Origin of the sequence: Sorangium sp. So ce693 (assembly GCF_051521375.1) — a bacterium.
Classification (GTDB): Bacteria; Myxococcota_A; Polyangia; order Polyangiales; family Polyangiaceae; genus Sorangium; species Sorangium atrum.
Genome location: NZ_CP150347.1, coordinates 251,107 through 266,477 on the forward strand (window position 1 = coordinate 251,107; position 15,371 = coordinate 266,477).

Below are 15,371 nucleotides of genomic sequence, written 5' to 3' on the forward strand. Positions count from 1 at the left end.
ATCACATCGCATCCCGGCGCGGCGCCGCCGCCACCGGAAGCGTGAAATGGAACGTCGTGTGACCCCCCTCGGGGCTCTCGACCCAGATCCTGCCGTCGTGGGCCTCGACGAGCCGCTTCGCGATGTACAGGCCGAGGCCGAGGCCGACCACGCGCTCCTCCTTCGCCTTTCCCCGGAAGAAGCGCTCGAACAGGAGCGGGAGATCCTCGGCCGGGATCCCACGGCCGCTGTTGCGGATGGAGATCTGCACCGCGTCGTCGCGCCGCTCCAGCGCCACCTGTATCGGGGTCTCTAAATCACCGTATTTCACGGCGTTGGAGATGAGGTTGCTGAGCACCTGCTCGACGCGCCCGGCGTCCGCGTGCACGATCGGGATCTCGCCGCGGCTCTCGACGTCGACAGCGCGCCCCTCGGTCTCGCTCCCCATCCGCTCGACGACCGCCTCCACGAGCGCGCGCAGGTCGATGGGAGCGCGCTCGATCGCGAGGCGACGCGACTCGATCTGGGAGATGTCCGTGAGATCGGAGACCATCCGCCCGAGCCGCTTGGCGCTCGCCAGGATGTGTCCCGCCCTCGTCTTCACCGCGGTCGCGACCTGGGGCTTCCGTTCGAGCTGGGTCGCATAGCCGATGATCGTCGTCACGGGCTGCTTCAGGTCGTGCGCGACGACCGACGTCCACTCTTCCTTGAGCCGCTCGAGCTCCTTGAGCCGGGTGATGTCGTCGAACACGACGACCGCGCCGAGCAGCTTGCCGTTCCCGTCGACGATGGGGCCCGCGCTCGCGAGCACCGCCAGCATGGTGCCGTCGGCGCGTCGGAGCGACAGCTCCCTCGAGCTCGTGACCTCGCCACGCAGCGCGCCCGCCGACGGCTGCTCCTCGTCCGTGAGGGGCTGTCCGTCGGGCAGGCACAGCCACCATGCGCCCGGCAGCCCGGGCGGCGAGTCTGTCCCGGCGAGCTCCTGGGCGCGGCGATTCCGGGCGATCTGCGCGCCGGCCCGGTCGAGGAGGAGGATGCCGACCGGCGAGCGCTCGATGACCGCGTGGAGCCAGCGCCGCTCGGCCGCGAGCTGTCCGAGGAGCTGCTCGCGCTCCTCGTCGGCGAGCTTCTCCGAGGTGACGTCGCGCGAGATGCCGATCCCGGCGATCGGCTTTCCGTGCTCGTCGCGCTGGATCGTGATGTGGGTCGAGACCCAGCGGGTCCGGCGGCTCCTGTCGATGATCCGGAAGGTGAGCCGGCCGCCGGCCGCGGCCATGTGCTCGACGAACGCATGATAGCGCCCGACGTCCTCGGGATGGATCAGGGTGACGAACAGCTCAGGGTCCTCGTACCAGGCCTCGGGCGGATAGCCGGTGTGATCGAGGACGGCGGGGTTGATGTACTCGTAGCCCCCTTCCGGGCCGAGCCGTATATGGAAGATGACGTCGCTCGCGTGCTCCGCGATCATCCGGAGGCGCTCCTCGCTCAGCCGCAAGGCTCGATCGGCGCGCCGCTGCTCGGTGACGTCGAGGGCCGTGCCGATCATCCGCAGCGGAGAGCCGTCCTCGGCGCGGAGCACGTCCGCCTCGGTGTGGAGGAAGCGCTCTTCGCCGTTCGGGCGGACGATCCGGTAATCGACACAATAGGGCAGGGTGCCCTGGAGCGCGAGGTCGACGGAGCGTATCACACCCTCTCGGTCCTCCGGGTGGATGCGGTCGATGAACCGCTCGTAGGTGATCGTGCCGGCGTCGCGGGACAGGCCCAGCATTCGATAACACTCCTCGGACCAGAGCAGCTCATTGCTTGGAATGTGCCAGTCCCAGTTGCCCAGCTTCGCCAACCTCTGCGCGCGGGCGAGGCTGTCCTCGCTCAGCCGGAGCGCTGCCTCCGTCTGCCTGGCTTCCGCGATCGTCGCGTGGAGCTGCTCGCGCGAGCGCTCGAGCTCGTGGTTCTCCCGCTCCAGCTGCTCGATCCGTGCGCGCTGGGCGTGCAGCTCGGCGGCGGTGAGCGCCATCCCGAAGAGGCTCGACAAGGCGCCCGCGATCTCGAGCAGCTCGGCCTCCGGGAGGGCGGGCTGCGCCGTGGCGCAGAGCAGCACCGCGCGCAGGGTGCCGGCGAAGGCGATGGGGATCGCGAACGCGTGGGTACAGCCGCAGCGTCGGCGCAGATGGCCGGCGTCCAGGAGCGCGTCGGCGCTCTCGTCCTCGGGCGCGACCTGCACGATGCCCGTGCGGGCGGCGGCGCCGGCGAGGCTCGGGGCGTCGAGCGGCAGGCGCCGCAGGGGGTCCAGCGAGTCCGCGCTGCCGCCTGCGCAGGCGACGAGCCCGAGCGGGTGCGGCGCCTGCGCGACATCGTAGAGGCAGGCGATGTCGGCGTGGAGGACGCGCGCCGCCGCCACCACGATCGCTTGCTGCGGACTGTCATCGCCGGCGCGCGAGAGGGCCATCGACGCGTCGGCCACGGCGCGTGCCAGCGTGTCGTCCGGCGCCGACGGATCCCCGCGGCGTCGTTCCCTGGACGGTCCACCCCGTTCGGCACCGCGCCCTCTGTCGTCGCTGTTCAATCCGCCCCTTGCGCCTTCTACCCGGATGCTGGTGAGCGCGAAGCGAGACTATCACGAGCCTCCGCGCCGCAACCTGGTTCACGCGGAGCCTTCGCGCGGAGCCTTCGTCGTCGCGCCGCAACCGTGGTTCACGGGGCCGTCCACAGCCCGGGCCGGTGCAGGCCGGCGGCGGCTCTGCGGCGCCCGCGCCGGCCGAGGAGGACCCGGGCGAGGAAATACGCAACGGCCAGCGCGCTGGGAGGCGGCTACTGGGCGGCGTCGCTCCCTTGTGGCGAAGGTCAAGCGCTCCCGTACCTCTCGAAGTGCGTGGGCGATTTGTATACTGACGGCAATCTCCCATCGTCGCTGTAGGGGTCGAACGCCGCCGGGCGCACCCAGGCCTGCAGAGGTGGCATATCTCGGTTGCGCCGCACAAGTGCGCGGGCTCTGGCTCCGTGATGGCCAATCCCACCCGGACAGGGGAATTCCGGTGAACCATCGTGCCGACGGCGGCGCTTCCTCGCGGCGTGCGCAGAGGCGCACCTCATGATTCACGCTATGCAGGAAGCCCCCCCGGCGTTTGCGCGGCGAGGTTCCAGCTGGCTTTCATCCTCCCCCGTTCAGAAGCGTCTTCGCGGCCCGTCGATGCCATACGGCTGGGCGCCGTAGATGCGCAAGAGAAAATGTGAGTTACAGTGTGAGCGTTGCGGTTCCCAGGTTCGGACCCCACCCAGGTTGGCGCGGCGGACCCAGCGGACCGAAGGTTTGCATCGGGTCCGACCCAGGTTGGCGGTGGGCCAGGTTCGCAGACCAGGTTGGCGTTCCGACCTGGGTCGGACTAACAGCAACCCAGGTCAGGCTGGGGAGTAGGCAACGGCTCCAGCTCAGGTGGCGGACCGCCAGGCGGCCGCCACCCACGAAGCGTGGTCGAGCAGCGAAATGATTGACGAAAACCCGTGGCACAAAGCTTGTCACGGTGCACCTGTCATGAGCCAGCCCCGCGAGATCGCTGCCGGAGCCACCTACCTCATCACCCGTCGCGTCCTGCGCCGGCACCTGCTCTTCCGCCCGGACGCGGCAATCACCCGGCTCCTCGTCTACGTCCTCGCGGTGTCGACCCGCCGTTACGGCATCGAGGTCCATGCGCTCTGCGCCATGTCAACGCATCTGCACCTGGTCGTGACAGACACGAGGGGCGTCCTGCCGCGGTTCTTGCAATTCTTCCATCGCATCGTCGCGCTCGGCACGAAGGTGCTTCGCGGGTGGGAAGGCCCCGTGTGGGACCACAAGGCCACGAGCGTGGTGCGGCTGCTGACGCGCGCGGCGGTGGTGGAGAAGATTGCTTACGTCATGGCGAATCCCGTCGCCGCTGGCCTGGTGCAGCATGCTCGCGAGTGGCCGGGCGCCAAGGTAAATGTGGACGAGCTCGGTCGCGGCGTCCTGCGCGCGGCACGGCCTTCGGTGTATCTCGACCCGGAAAACCCCCAGTGGCCCGAGGAGGTGACCGTCTCGCTCGCGCTTCCGCCAGCCATCGGGCAGGACAGCGCGGAGAGCTTTCGCCAGGATGTCTCTGCCGAGCTCGAGCGACAGGAAGCGCGGGCCCGCGCGGAGGTGCAGCGACGAGGACTTCGCTTCTTGGGCGCCGAGAGGGCCAGCAGGGTGTCCCCTTACGAGCGCGTGACGAGCTTCGAGCCGCTGCGCTACGGCAATCCGACGTTTGCGGTTGGTCGCAATCAGGGGGACGCGTGGCGAATCGCAGGTGCCGCTGTGCGTGCGTTTCGCGCGTCGTACCGTGCGGCACTCGAACGATGGTGTGCCGGCGTGCGCAGCGCTGTATTCCCCGCGGGGACGTGGTGGATGCGCACGTTTCACGGCGCCAGCGTGGCCGACGTCGTGCTCACGGTGTAGAGCCTTAGCAGCGGCGCGGCAGGGAGGCGGGCAGGACGGGCAAGGGCATCCGCGCCTTGTCGTGGGGCGCGTCCGTCTGGGGCCGGCGGTGTGGACGGCCGAAGCGGCGTGCTGCGGTATACCCTTTCGTACGGCTGCAGGCGGTGCCGAACGCGTAGGAAGCGGCGTCAGAGGCAGCGAACTGTACGCTATGGTTGGCCGAGCGGGATGATTCCTATCGGAAGGCGAACCCATGGGATAGTCATTCCGGGTAGCCGCGGCCGCACTCCCGGCCGCGGCAACCTGGTCGCGATGCAACCTAGGTCAGTCGTTTTGGGGCGTTTTGGGGCCGACGCAACCCGGGTCGTTTGGGTAGGGTCGTTTGCCTGCTCAATCCGTGTCAGGTGCTGTTGGAACGGGCGTTTTTACCCGGTTGTCGTGCACCGGGCCGGATCGTCGGCTGGCGTGGCCGAGCCAGAGCGTGCGATAGAAGCCGCGGGAACACGGTAAGATGCACCTAGGCACGGTGTGGTGCCGGGGAGACGGAGCCGCCCGCAAGGACGGTGTGCGCGGCGCGACCGACGTTGCGGCGGGGGCGGCGGGCGGCGGGCGGACGCCACAGCTGCGCTGCGCTCGGCACGGGACAGGTGGCGTGCTGGGGTTGGGACCTCAACGGCCAGAGCGGCGGCGGGCCCATCTTCGACAGCGCCGACGAGGTCGTCGAGGTCGTCGGCGTCACCCTCGTCGAGAGCGTTGCCGGTGCGAGGGCCGTCGTCGCCGGCAGGCGCCACAGCTGCGCGCTGCTCGACGACGGCAGCGTCGTGTGCTGGGGCTCCAACCAGAGCGGCCAGCTCGGCTCCTAGGAAAACCAACCTGGTCTCCGTGCCGGTGCGGGCGGCGCTCGACATGCGCGCGGTCCCCTCTCGCCGCCGGGCGGGAGCACACCTGCGCGCTGGACGAGGAGGGCGGGGTGTTCTGCTGGGGCAGCGACGGCCAAGGTCAGATCGGGACCGGGCGACAGGGACGCGCGCCGCGTGGAAGCTCGCGGCCGTGTCAGGGATGGCCGGCGCCCTCGCCCCGGGCGCTGCCCTCGCCTATCCGATGCGGCGTTTTCAGATGGATCTCGCCTTCGGTGCGCGCGCGGGCAGCGGCGTGCGGGTCCTCGAGAGCAGGCTGCTCCTCGGCTGGTGCGGGTCTACCGGCCCGACAGCGCGTCGTGGGTTCCGTACCTCTCCGCGGGCTCTCGGCGAGCGCCGGCTCGACCGACGTTGACGATCGTCGTGGCTTCGACGGCGAGGTGCGCGTCGCGCGCTACACGCTCGGTCCCCCGTCACGCCGGTCTACTTCTTCGCCGGGACGTTGAGCGACGGGCTCCCCGAGGCCGGCGGCGCGTTCGGCGCGCGCGTGGCCCTCGGCCCCGGCCTGCCCGTGCAGTGGCGCATAATCTTCGAGGTCGCCCTTGTGCCCAACCACGTCGAGGTCGCGTACGAGAACGGCTCGTCTCACGGGCTGGGCGGGGCGGTCGGGTACAGCTGCTGAAGCGCGCCGGCGCTACCCGCGCCCTCACCCCTCGAGATAAGAGCCGAGCTCTCGTTGCCGCGAGCGCGTCCGGAGCTTCTCGAGCAGCTTCGCCTCGATCTGACGGATGCGCTCCCGCGTCAGCGAGAACGACTGCCCGATCTCCTCGAGCGTCTCGTCTTCGTTGCCGTCGAGGCCGAAGCGGCGCCGCAGGAGCTCGCGCTCGCGCGGCTGCAGCGAGTCGAGCAGCTCGCGCGTCTGCTCGATCAGGCGGCGCCGGGCCAGCATGTCCGCGGGCGTGGGCTCGTCGTTGGCCAGCAGATCGCCGTACCGGGTATCCCCCTCTTCGCCGACGGGGGCGTCGAGGCTGAGCGGCTCGAGCGCGAGCTCGCTGATCACCCGCACCTTCTCCACGGTGAGGCCGCTGCGCTCCGCGATCTCCTCGACGGAAGGCTCGCGCCCCCGCTCCTGCACCAGATCTCGCCGGGCGCGCACCACCTGGCTCCGGATCGCGGTGAGGTGGACCGGCATCCGAACGGGCTTTCCCTGGTTGAGGATCGTCCGCTTGATGGCCTGCTTGATCCACCACGCGGCGTAGGTGCCGAAGCGGTGGCCGCGGCGGTACTCGAACTTGTCGGCGGCGCGGATCAGGCCGAGGTTCCCCTCCTGCACGAGGTCGAGCAACGGGACGCCGAAGCGCTGGTGCTCCCGCGCGATGGCGACCGCAAGCCGGAGGTTCGCCTGGACGAGCTCGGACTTCGCCTGGGCGACGGCGCGGCGCCCCCGGGCGATCGCCGCGAGCGTGGCCTCGATCGTGGCGCGCTCGGCCTTGTCGGCCTCGGCCGCTGCTGCACGAAGGCTCCGCTCGATGCGCTCCTCGAAGGTCGGATCGAGGCGCAGCTCGGCGAGGCCTGCGGCGAGGCCCGCGAGGGCGGTCTCCACGCCGTCTTCGGCGATCTGCCGGCCGAGGAGCGAGCGGGCGAGCCCGAGCAGCTCCGCGAGCCGCTTCGCGGAGGCGTCCGCCTCGGGATCACCCGCGTCGGCCTCGCACAGCAGATCGCGGAGGCTCAGCGCCCCGACCTGGACGTCCTCCGCCGTCGAGGCGAGCTCGCGCAGGGCGACGGGCGACCGGACCCACGCCTCGAAGCAGGCGAGCGTGCCCGCCTCGATACGACGGCCTATCGCGACCTCGCCTTCGCGCGTCAGCGGCTGGCTGCCGGCGAGCGACCGGAAGTAGAGCTCGGTCGCTCCGAGCGTGGCTTGCGCGCTGGCGGCCTTCGCACGCCGAGCCGGCGCGCGCTCGCCCGCGCGTCCGCCCGCGGAAGCGATGGAAACGGGATGACTCGATTCGGACTCGCTCGTCGAGAGCGAGGGACGGAACCTCATTCAATGCGCTCCAGTGTTGCCGCTGCGTCGTACCCGACCGCGAAGGGTGTGAGGGGGCACGATCATCGATGCGCCTCGATATCCTAACCGCCGAGGACGTAAATAGGAAAACGAATCGACCGTCGACATGGCGCATTTTACCGACGTTTTTCGGTGTTGTTGCCCCGCTCGGCGCGGCGCGTTCTCGTTGTCCTGGGATGGCGGCGCGCGCGTGGGCGTTGCCGGACGAGCATACATTGCCGGGCGAGCGGCCGCGTCACGCTCGACCGCGCGGGGGAGGGGGGCCGGAGGGCGCGACGTGACGAAATGGCGGAGGGCCTCGCGAGGGGGTCGCCCTCGAACCGACACGGGCGGCCTCGGAGGGGGACACGGCGAGGTCGCGGCATGCCGGGACCGTCCGGCGGGGGGAGGGGGGCGAGACCGGAGCGGGCGGCCTCGTAGGGCGAAGCGAGGTCGCCACCTGGTGGAGCGGCCGCGACGGGGCGGATGGATCCAAGACGGCAGCGGACGGCACCGCAGGTCGGAAGAATCGACCCGCGCGCGCGGCGGCGCTGCTGAGCTGCGCTTCGGGGCGAAGCGTTTCGAGGGCGCTTCGGGATGAAGCGTCTCGGGAACGACGCGGAGCGTCCTGCGCGCCGCTGGCCCTGCGCCGTCCGGGCAACGGTTGCTATGCTCCGCGCCCGCGCTGCCCTCCGGAGCGGAGAGGTAGCCATTTCACCGAGGAGCGACGCGCATGATCCAGATCTTCGGCACGGCCAAGTGCAAGGCGACGCGGGCGGCGCAGCGGTTCTTCGCCGACCGGGGCATCAAGGTGCAGCTCGTCGATCTGCGCGAGAAGGGCCTCTCCAAGGGGGAGCTCGCGAGCGTGGCGCGCGCGGTGGGCGGCGTGCGCGCGCTTTACGACGCAGAGAGCGCGCGGGTGAAGGAGCGGGGCCTCCAGCACCTCGGCCCGAGCGAGGCGCGGATCGCGGAGCTCCTCGTCGACGATCCGCTCCTGCTCCGCACGCCCATTGTGCGCGACGGGACGCGCGCCTGCGTGGGCGCGGCCGAGGCGACCTGGAAGGCCTTTGCCGACGCCGCGAAGGGTGGGTAGCGGGAGGGCGGGCTAGGGGATCGGGGAGGCAGGACCCGCGCGCGGGCCGAGGCGCCCCCGAGGGGAGCGCGGTCATGCGACGCCCCGCGTCGCTGGTACATGCGCAACGTTTGTGCCAACGATGAGACGGCCGTCAGCGCTCGGGGTGCCTCTCCTCCACGTGGTGCCGTCGACGCTCCACGCGATGCTTCTTCGCTGGCTTCGCCGGAGTCGCCGGCCTGACCGTGGCTCCTGCGGTCACCGTCGCCCCCGCCCTGACCGAGGTTGCCGGCCTGACCGAGGTTGCCGGCCTGACCGAGGCCCCCGTTCGGACCGTGGCCGCCGCCCGGACCGTCGCTGCCGGCCTGACCGTGGTTGGGCGGTGCACGTGGTGATGGTGATGATGGCCGTGTCGCTCGAAGTCGACGCGGTAGCGGACCAGGGCGCGCGGCTCGTCGCGGTAGTAGACCCAGCCGTGGTGCGACGGGTAGTACCAGCGGCCGTCCACATAGTAGACGTAGGTCCCGCGGTAGTACACGCGCGGGTAGGCCTCGACGTGGACCGGCGCCGCTGCGATGTGAACGACCGGCTCCTCGTACACCGCGAACTCCTGGTACGTGACGGTCGCATGCGCCGGCGCTGCGGCCCTTGTGTGGACTTCTGCCACGCACCCGGTCGCGCCGAGGAGCGCGAGCGCAACGAGCGCGGCCAGCACGGCGAGCCTGCTGCTGCGCTGCTGAGCGCGCGCCGCAGCTCTGGGGGAGGAAATATCGAGGACTGGCACGTTCATCTCCATGGGGGGTTCACAGGAGCAACTGCGGTGCCACCCGGCGAAGGCGGAGCGCCGCCGGCGCATCGCAGCGCGCCGCTCGCTGGTATAGCGCTTGCTGCCGTGCCGCGCATCGGCGCGACAGCGCCAGACTTGGATAAAGGAAGACGACCCCCATGAAACTTTCGAAGGTGCTCACCGGTCTCGCTGGCTGCGTCCTCGCCACTGCCTCGCTCACGGGGTGCATCGTCGTCGATCATGACGATGACCACGATCACCTCACGCGCGGCTCGCTCACCGTCGCCCTGACCATCGACGGCAGCCACGACCCGTGGGAGTGCTTCGATCACGACGTGAGCGGGGTCGCGGTCAGCGTCGAGGACGAGGCGGGCTTCCTCGTCGTCGACGCGGTGGGGGACTGCGATGATCTCGGCCTCACCATCGACGGCCTCTCCGAGGGGTACTATGACGTCGACGTCTGGCTCGTGGATTTCGACGGAGATCCGATGAGCGATATCGTGCGCGTCGAGAGCGTCGACGTGCTCGACGGCGCCGACACGCTTGTGGAGGTCGACTTCCCGTGGACGTGGATCGACCCCTGACGCGCGCGGCTCGCCTGAGCGACCGCGGGCAGGGGCCTACTCGCCCGCCATCGCGGTCACGAGACCATGGACGCCGTTATTGGATCGGGTAGGCGGGGTCGCGCTCGGGGAGCTTGGCGCTCGCGGAGGCCGCGAGCAGGCGCCGTCGCCGCCGCCCTGCGGGACATGAAGCCCTGTTACTGGGACTTCTGCGATTCCCCTTGCCGCTGCGCGTAGGCCTGGGGGCCTTGCAGCTGGCTGCCTTGCTGCTGGCCGGGCTGCGCTTGGCTCACCTGGCCGCGTTGCTGCTGGCCAAGCTGGGTGCCCTGCCGCTGTCCGGGCTGCACCTGGCTCACCTGGCCGCGTTGCTGCTGGCCGCGTTGCTGCTGCTGGCCGAGCTGGGCGCCCTGCTGCTGGCCAGGCTGCATCTGGCTGACCTGGCCGCGTTGCTGCTGCTGGCCGCGCTGGGTGCCCTGCTGCTGGCCAGGCTGGATGCCCTGCTGCTGCCCGGTTTGCGCCCCGCCGAACTGGCCGCGTTGCTGCTGGCCGGGCTCGCTGCTTTCCTGCTGAGTGCGTTGCTGCTGGTCGCCTGTCCGCTGTTCGTTGAGCAGCAAGCAGAACAGTTGCTCGGCCTCTGTCAGGCGCTGCTCGACGTCCGCTCGCATCGCCTCCACGCGCGATCGTATCTCGGCGTTCTCCGCGTTCGCGACGCGCGGCGTGTCGAGGAGCTCGAGGGCGCGGCGATGGAAGGAGATCTGAGACCAGATGAAGGCCCTGTCGAACTCGGCGCCTTCCTCCTCTTCCAGCGCTCCGCTCACCTCGGTCGAGCTCTTGTCGAGCTCTCGGCAGCGCGGGCACGACTCCATCTTGAACCTTGAACCCCTCGAGCCCGCGCCGATCTGCTCGGACTGGGACTGCTCCTCGATGAGCTGCTCGGCGTAGCGCTTCACATCCGGCGACTCGGCCTTGTCCAAGGCGATCTGCGACAGATCCACCTCCTTCTGGTGGATGAACGAGATCAGCATCGTGAGCTCCGCGTCCGACGGCTGCTGCGTCGCGCCGCTCTGTCCGCGGCCTCCCTCCCTGCCGCCCTGACTGCCGCTCTGTCCGCGGCCTCCTTGCCTGCCGCCTTGATAGCCGGCCTGCTCGCCGCACATCTGCCTGTCGCCGGCGCGCTGGCCGCCGGCCCGTTCGCCGCCCTGCCTGCCGCCTTGATGGCCGGGCTGCTCGCGGCCTCCCTGCCTGCCGCCGGCCTGCGCTCGACCGCCCCTCCCGCCGGCGCCTCGCGCGCCGTCTCGGCCCGTCTGTCCGTGGCTCCTGCCGTCGGGGCCCGTGCCGGCCCTCTCGTGCCCAGCCGTTCCATCGCGATCCGCCTCGGCGTCATCGCTGCTGCCGATGCAGCCGCCGGCCCCCGCGAGCACAAAGCTTCCAGCGAACATGATCGCCATGAGGCGACCTGAACGATTGCCTATCATTGCTTGCTCCTTGGCCCGACACCGGCGCGCTGTCGCGCTCACCTGCCGGTTATCGGCCCCGAACATCTGGGTTCGGGAAGCGAGGATGGTGAGCGAGGTGGAGCCCTAAGCCTGCATCGTCATTTCCCCGAGAGCTCCTGCGCCCCTTGCGGGATCGCCGCGAGAGTCGCAGTCCCGCTCGGCGTCGACCCCGGCCGATGCGCAGCGGCCGGCCCGGCGATCGACCAGGATCCCAAGGACCCGCTCGGGCACTCGCCCGCGCGAGGGCGTGACGCAGTCGGCCGCCGTCCGCCCGCGCCTGTGCTGCACCGGACAAGGCGCCCGGATACGCCGCCAGGAAGCCGGACATCTCGTGCGCCGACGCGTGCGCCGAGCCGCACGCGCGCCGCGCGCTGAGGAACCCGCTCGGCCGGGTCGCGCCGCCTTCCGCCGCGCCATCGATGCGCGTAAGCTCCAAGCGACGTCCGCCCGCCCGGCGCCTCGGCCTTCCGCGAGGCGCCGGTGGCCATCATCTTATGAGAACCTCCGCGCACACCGGCCCGTCCCCCGCGCCCGCCGCCCGCGTCGATACGACGGACCTCGAGGCCCTCAAGCGTGAGCTCGAGCGGCTCCGCGCCGTGGGGTCCCGGGATCGCGGGTGGCTCGACGCCGTGCTCGAGCACAGCCCGCACGGCGTCATCCTCTGCGACGCCTCCGGGAAGCTCGTCCTGCACAACCGGGCGGCGGAGCGCATCTGGGCCGGCAGCGCCTCGACCGAATCGATCAACGACTGGACGCTTTATCGCGCCTTCCACGAGGACGGCCGCCCGTACGAGGCAAAGGACTGGGCCATGGCCCGCGCGATGTCCGCACGGCAGGTCATCGAGAGCGAGGAGACCCGGATTCAGCGCTTCGACGGCACGTATGGCATGGTCCTCGGGAGCGCCGCGCCCATCATCGGGCCTGACGGCGAGCTCGAGGGCGGGATCTCGGTATTCGCCGACATCTCGCGCCTCAAGCAGGTCGAGGCCGAGCGCGGCGAGCTCGCGGCGCAGCTCACGAGGCGGGTCGAGGAGCTCGATCGCCGCGCCCGGCTCACCCAGGCGCTGCTCGCGGTCAGCACCGCGCTGAGCGGCGTCGTGACGGTCGAGCAGGTGTCCGCCGCCGTCGTGAGCGACATCCACCGGGTGCTCGGCGCCTCGACGTCGATGGTGTACACGGCGGACGAGGCGGCAGGCGTCGCGACGCTCGTCGGCCACGCGGGGCTCGAGGAGCAGCGCACGAGCCCTTACGCGCGGGTGCACCTCGACGCCCGACTGCCGCTCTCGGAGGCGCTCCGGGAGCGCCGCCCCATCTGGGTGGACACGACGCAAAGCCTGCACGCCGCGTACCCCGAGCTCGCGGCCCTGCGGCCTGTCCGCGACGACGTGAAGGCGCTCGCCGTCCTGCCGATCGTCGCCCACGCGGCGCTGCTGGGCGGGCTCGCGTTCACGTTCGCGAACGAGCGGGCGTGGAGCCCCGAAGAGCGCGAGTTCCTGCTCAGCGTGGCGGCGCAGTGCGCGTCGGCGCTGGACAGGGCGCGCCTCCTCGAGCGGGAGCGCGAGGCCCGGGCGCGCGCGGAGATGCTCGCGGCGGAGCTCGAGCGGCAGCAGGCGACGCTCCGCCTCCTGAGCGAGGCGGGCGCCGCGCTCTCCGGCTCGCTCGACGTCGCGTCGCGGCTCACGCAGCTGACCCACCTGGCGGTCCCCACCCTGGCCGACTGGTGCGCGGTCGACATGCTGAACGGCGATTCCATCGAGCGCGTGGCCGTCCATCACTGCGATCCCGCGAAGATCGAGCTCGCCGAGCGCCTCCGGGCGATGGACCCGCCCCGGCCCGACGCCCCGGCGGGCGTGCCGGCGGTGATCCGCGCCGGCCGCTCCGAGTGGATGGCCGACATCCCCGACGCCGCCATCGAGTCCGCGGCGCAGAGCCCCGAGCACCTGCGCCTGATCCGGTCGCTCGGGCTGAGGTCGTATGTCGTCGTCCCGCTCCGGGGGCGCGACCGGACCATCGGCGCGCTGACGCTGGTCCACGCGGAGTCGGGACGTCGCTTCAGCGAGGCGGACGTCGCGCTCGCCGAGGAGCTCGCCAACCGGGTCGCCCTGCTGATCGACAACGCGAGGCGGTTCCAGGAGGCGCAATCGCTCATCCGCGCGCTGGAGCGGACCAACGCCGAGCTCGACCAGTTCGCGTACGTGACGAGCCACGATCTGAAGGCGCCGCTCCGGGGCATCGCGAGCCTCGCCCAGTGGATCGAGGAGGACCTCTCCGACAAGCTCACCGAGGACACGCGCCATCAGATGGAGCTCCTGCGCGGGCGCGTGCGGCGCATGGAGGCCTTGATCGAGGGGATCCTGGCCTACTCCCGCGCCACGAGGTTCCGCGAGAAGCCGGAGAGCGTCGACCTCGAGAGGCTGGCGAGGGAGGTGGTCGAGCTCATCGCCCCGAGGCCGCCCGCGCGGGTGACGCTCGACGTGCCGCCGGCGACCCTGCGGACCTACAGGGTGCCCTTGCAACAGGTGCTCATGAACCTGATCACCAACGGCCTCAAGCACGCGGGCCGCGAGGACGCGGCGGTCTCCGTGTCCGCCCGGGAGCAGGGCGACAGGGTCGAGGTCTCCGTGACCGACAACGGGCCTGGTATCGCGCCTGCGTTCCAGGAGAAGGTGTGGGGGATGTTCCAGACGCTGCAGGCGAGGGACAAGGTGGAGAGCACGGGGATCGGCCTCGCCATCGTGCGAAAGATCGTGGAGAGCCGCGGCGGTCGGGCGTCGGTGGAGTCGGACGGCAAGAGCGGCGCGACGTTCCGGTTCACGTGGCCCAGAAAAGAAGAGGCGGAGGGCACCGCGTAGCCACCGCGCCTGCCAGGCGGCTCGGAAGCGTGCAATCCTTCGCAGACGCGGGGGACGAGGTGCTCAGTTCGAGGGCTTCGGCATCTGGAACACCACGCCTTCCTCTTCGGCCTCTAGGTCGTTGACGTTCCAGTAGATGGATCCGCAGTCGACGGCGATCTCGAAGAAGTACGGCTGCCCGGTCGCGAGGGTGACCGTGTCGCCCTTGCCGAGGTGTGCCCTCCGCACCTCGCCTTGCCCCTTGCTGTTCATGTAAACGGTCCAGTAGACGAACTCGTCATCCACCGTGAGCGACTTGGCGACGGCCTGCGTGTCGACCGTCGTGGTGAAGGGCGGGGCGCTCGGCGCCGCGTCCGTCGCCTTCGACTGGATCGCGCCGGCGTTGTCGGTCACCCAGTGCACGACGCCGTTGGCGAGGACCAGCTCGGTCGGGTTGCCATTCGTCTCCGCGAAGACCTCGGCGGCGGCGCCAAGCGGGTCCTTCGTCTTGCGCAGGATCTGGCGCGCCAAGTAGTCCGACCAGTAGACGTGCGTCGCGTCGACGGCGACGCCGATCGGGCGGTCGCTGGAGGCGACCAGCTCGGCGATAGCCTGGCTGCCGTCGGCCTTGGCTCGCCAGACGGCCGCGGGCGACTGCGTCGCCCAGTAGACGCTGTCGCCGAAGGAGGCGATCCGGCCGAAGGCCGTGGCCGCCGGTTCGCCTTCCTGCAGGGGGACCTGCGCGATCTGGATCGGGCTGGAGCTCGGCGGCTCGATGGAGATCCCCAGCACGTCTCCGTTGCTCCAGTTGATCCACGAGAGCTGCCCGCCCGAGTAGGTGACCCAGGCGGTATCGCCGAACCCGTAGGTGCCCGGGAGCGTGCGCGCGGCCCCGCCGTCCTTCGGGATGGCGACGATGGCCTGGTTGTTGGCCAGGAGCACGAGATCCCGCGTGACCGCCATCCCCTTCACGTTGGAGCCGAGCTCTCCTGGCATTCGCGTCACGGGGCACTCCCCCGCGGCGCAGCTCGACGGGGGACACGAGGGCGTGCCCCCGGCGCTGCCGCCGGCGCCGTCGCCGTCGCCGCCGTCACCGCCGGTGCCATCACCTCCGTCACCGCCGGCGCCCGACGTCGTCTGGGCAGAGCCACCGTCCCCGGATCCGGTGCTCGTCGTCGTCGAGGAAGCGGAGGACGCGCCCTCCGTGCCAGGCTCGATGCCGAAAATGAGATTGCAACCGGTGCCCGCCGCCGCGAGCGCGAGCAGGGCGCAGGGCAAAGCGATCTTGCTGTGCATGGTGGAGTGTATAC

The 15,371-nt window shown here is 70.9% G+C and carries 13 protein-coding genes; 8 read left to right on the forward strand and 5 right to left on the reverse strand.

Going from position 1 to position 15,371, the window contains the following annotated elements; all coding sequences use genetic code 11:
* Nucleotide 1 precedes the first annotated feature (1 nt).
* The gene (locus WMF14_RS00980; protein WP_437798341.1) at nucleotides 2-2,440 is read right to left on the reverse strand and encodes a PAS domain-containing protein; all 2,439 of its coding nucleotides are present in this window, start codon (nucleotides 2,438-2,440) and stop codon (nucleotides 2-4) included.
* A gap of 1,068 nt (nucleotides 2,441-3,508) precedes the next feature.
* Here WMF14_RS00980 and WMF14_RS00985 point away from each other — a divergent pair.
* The 4 genes from WMF14_RS00985 (at nucleotide 3,509) to WMF14_RS01000 (ending at nucleotide 5,947) form a co-directional block, all read left to right on the forward strand.
* Entirely contained in the window at nucleotides 3,509-4,429 is a 921-nt protein-coding gene (locus WMF14_RS00985; RefSeq protein ID WP_437804447.1) for a transposase, read from the forward strand.
* A 542-nt stretch (nucleotides 4,430-4,971) separates the two neighbouring features.
* Nucleotides 4,972-5,271, forward strand: coding sequence for a hypothetical protein (locus WMF14_RS00990; protein ID WP_437798342.1), 300 nt, complete (start codon nucleotides 4,972-4,974; stop codon nucleotides 5,269-5,271).
* The gene (locus tag WMF14_RS00995; protein WP_437798343.1) at nucleotides 5,232-5,771 is read left to right on the forward strand and encodes a hypothetical protein; all 540 of its coding nucleotides are present in this window, start codon (nucleotides 5,232-5,234) and stop codon (nucleotides 5,769-5,771) included. Before WMF14_RS00990 ends, WMF14_RS00995 begins: the two co-directional genes overlap by 40 nt.
* Nucleotides 5,768-5,947 carry a hypothetical protein gene (locus WMF14_RS01000; protein WP_437798344.1) on the forward strand — a complete coding sequence of 60 codons (180 nt, stop codon included), beginning with the start codon at nucleotides 5,768-5,770 and terminating at the stop codon, nucleotides 5,945-5,947. The genes WMF14_RS00995 and WMF14_RS01000 overlap by 4 nt, the downstream gene beginning before the upstream one ends.
* Nucleotides 5,948-5,971: 24 nt before the next feature.
* On the opposite strand, the gene WMF14_RS01005 is transcribed toward WMF14_RS01000, so the two are convergent.
* Entirely contained in the window at nucleotides 5,972-7,312 is a 1,341-nt protein-coding gene (locus tag WMF14_RS01005) for a sigma-70 family RNA polymerase sigma factor (RefSeq protein WP_437327037.1), read from the reverse strand.
* Between the two features lie 733 nt (nucleotides 7,313-8,045).
* On the opposite strand from WMF14_RS01005, the gene WMF14_RS01010 reads away from it, so the two are divergent.
* Nucleotides 8,046-8,405, forward strand: a complete 360-nt coding sequence (locus WMF14_RS01010) for an arsenate reductase family protein (protein ID WP_272097255.1) — start codon at nucleotides 8,046-8,048, stop codon at nucleotides 8,403-8,405.
* Nucleotides 8,406-8,538: 133 nt separating this feature from the next.
* On the opposite strand, the gene WMF14_RS01015 is transcribed toward WMF14_RS01010, so the two are convergent.
* A complete protein-coding gene (locus WMF14_RS01015) occupies nucleotides 8,539-9,180 on the reverse strand; it encodes a hypothetical protein (protein ID WP_437798345.1) in 642 nt (213 codons plus the stop codon).
* Between the two features lie 149 nt (nucleotides 9,181-9,329).
* Here WMF14_RS01015 and WMF14_RS01020 point away from each other — a divergent pair, with 149 nt between their 5' ends.
* Nucleotides 9,330-9,755 carry a hypothetical protein gene (locus WMF14_RS01020; protein ID WP_272097257.1) on the forward strand — a complete coding sequence of 142 codons (426 nt, stop codon included), beginning with the start codon at nucleotides 9,330-9,332 and terminating at the stop codon, nucleotides 9,753-9,755.
* 176 nt (nucleotides 9,756-9,931) lie between these two features.
* Here WMF14_RS01020 and WMF14_RS01025 read toward each other — a convergent pair whose 3' ends face one another.
* Nucleotides 9,932-10,891, reverse strand: coding sequence for a DUF4142 domain-containing protein (locus tag WMF14_RS01025; RefSeq protein ID WP_437804448.1), 960 nt, complete (start codon nucleotides 10,889-10,891; stop codon nucleotides 9,932-9,934).
* On the opposite strand from WMF14_RS01025, the gene WMF14_RS01030 reads away from it, so the two are divergent.
* Together WMF14_RS01030 and WMF14_RS01035 are read left to right on the forward strand one after the other, a co-directional pair.
* Nucleotides 10,865-11,194 (forward strand): hypothetical protein, encoded by a 330-nt coding sequence (locus WMF14_RS01030; protein WP_272097962.1) that lies wholly within the window; start codon nucleotides 10,865-10,867, stop codon nucleotides 11,192-11,194. The two genes, WMF14_RS01025 and WMF14_RS01030, sit on opposite strands and share 27 nt — an antisense overlap.
* 530 nt (nucleotides 11,195-11,724) lie before the next feature.
* A complete protein-coding gene (locus WMF14_RS01035; protein WP_437798346.1) occupies nucleotides 11,725-14,082 on the forward strand; it encodes a GAF domain-containing protein in 2,358 nt (785 codons plus the stop codon).
* Nucleotides 14,083-14,145: 63 nt separating this feature from the next.
* On the opposite strand, the gene WMF14_RS01040 is transcribed toward WMF14_RS01035, so the two are convergent.
* Nucleotides 14,146-15,357 carry an ABC transporter permease gene (locus tag WMF14_RS01040; RefSeq protein WP_437798347.1) on the reverse strand — a complete coding sequence of 404 codons (1,212 nt, stop codon included), beginning with the start codon at nucleotides 15,355-15,357 and terminating at the stop codon, nucleotides 14,146-14,148.
* Nucleotides 15,358-15,371 lie beyond the last annotated feature (14 nt).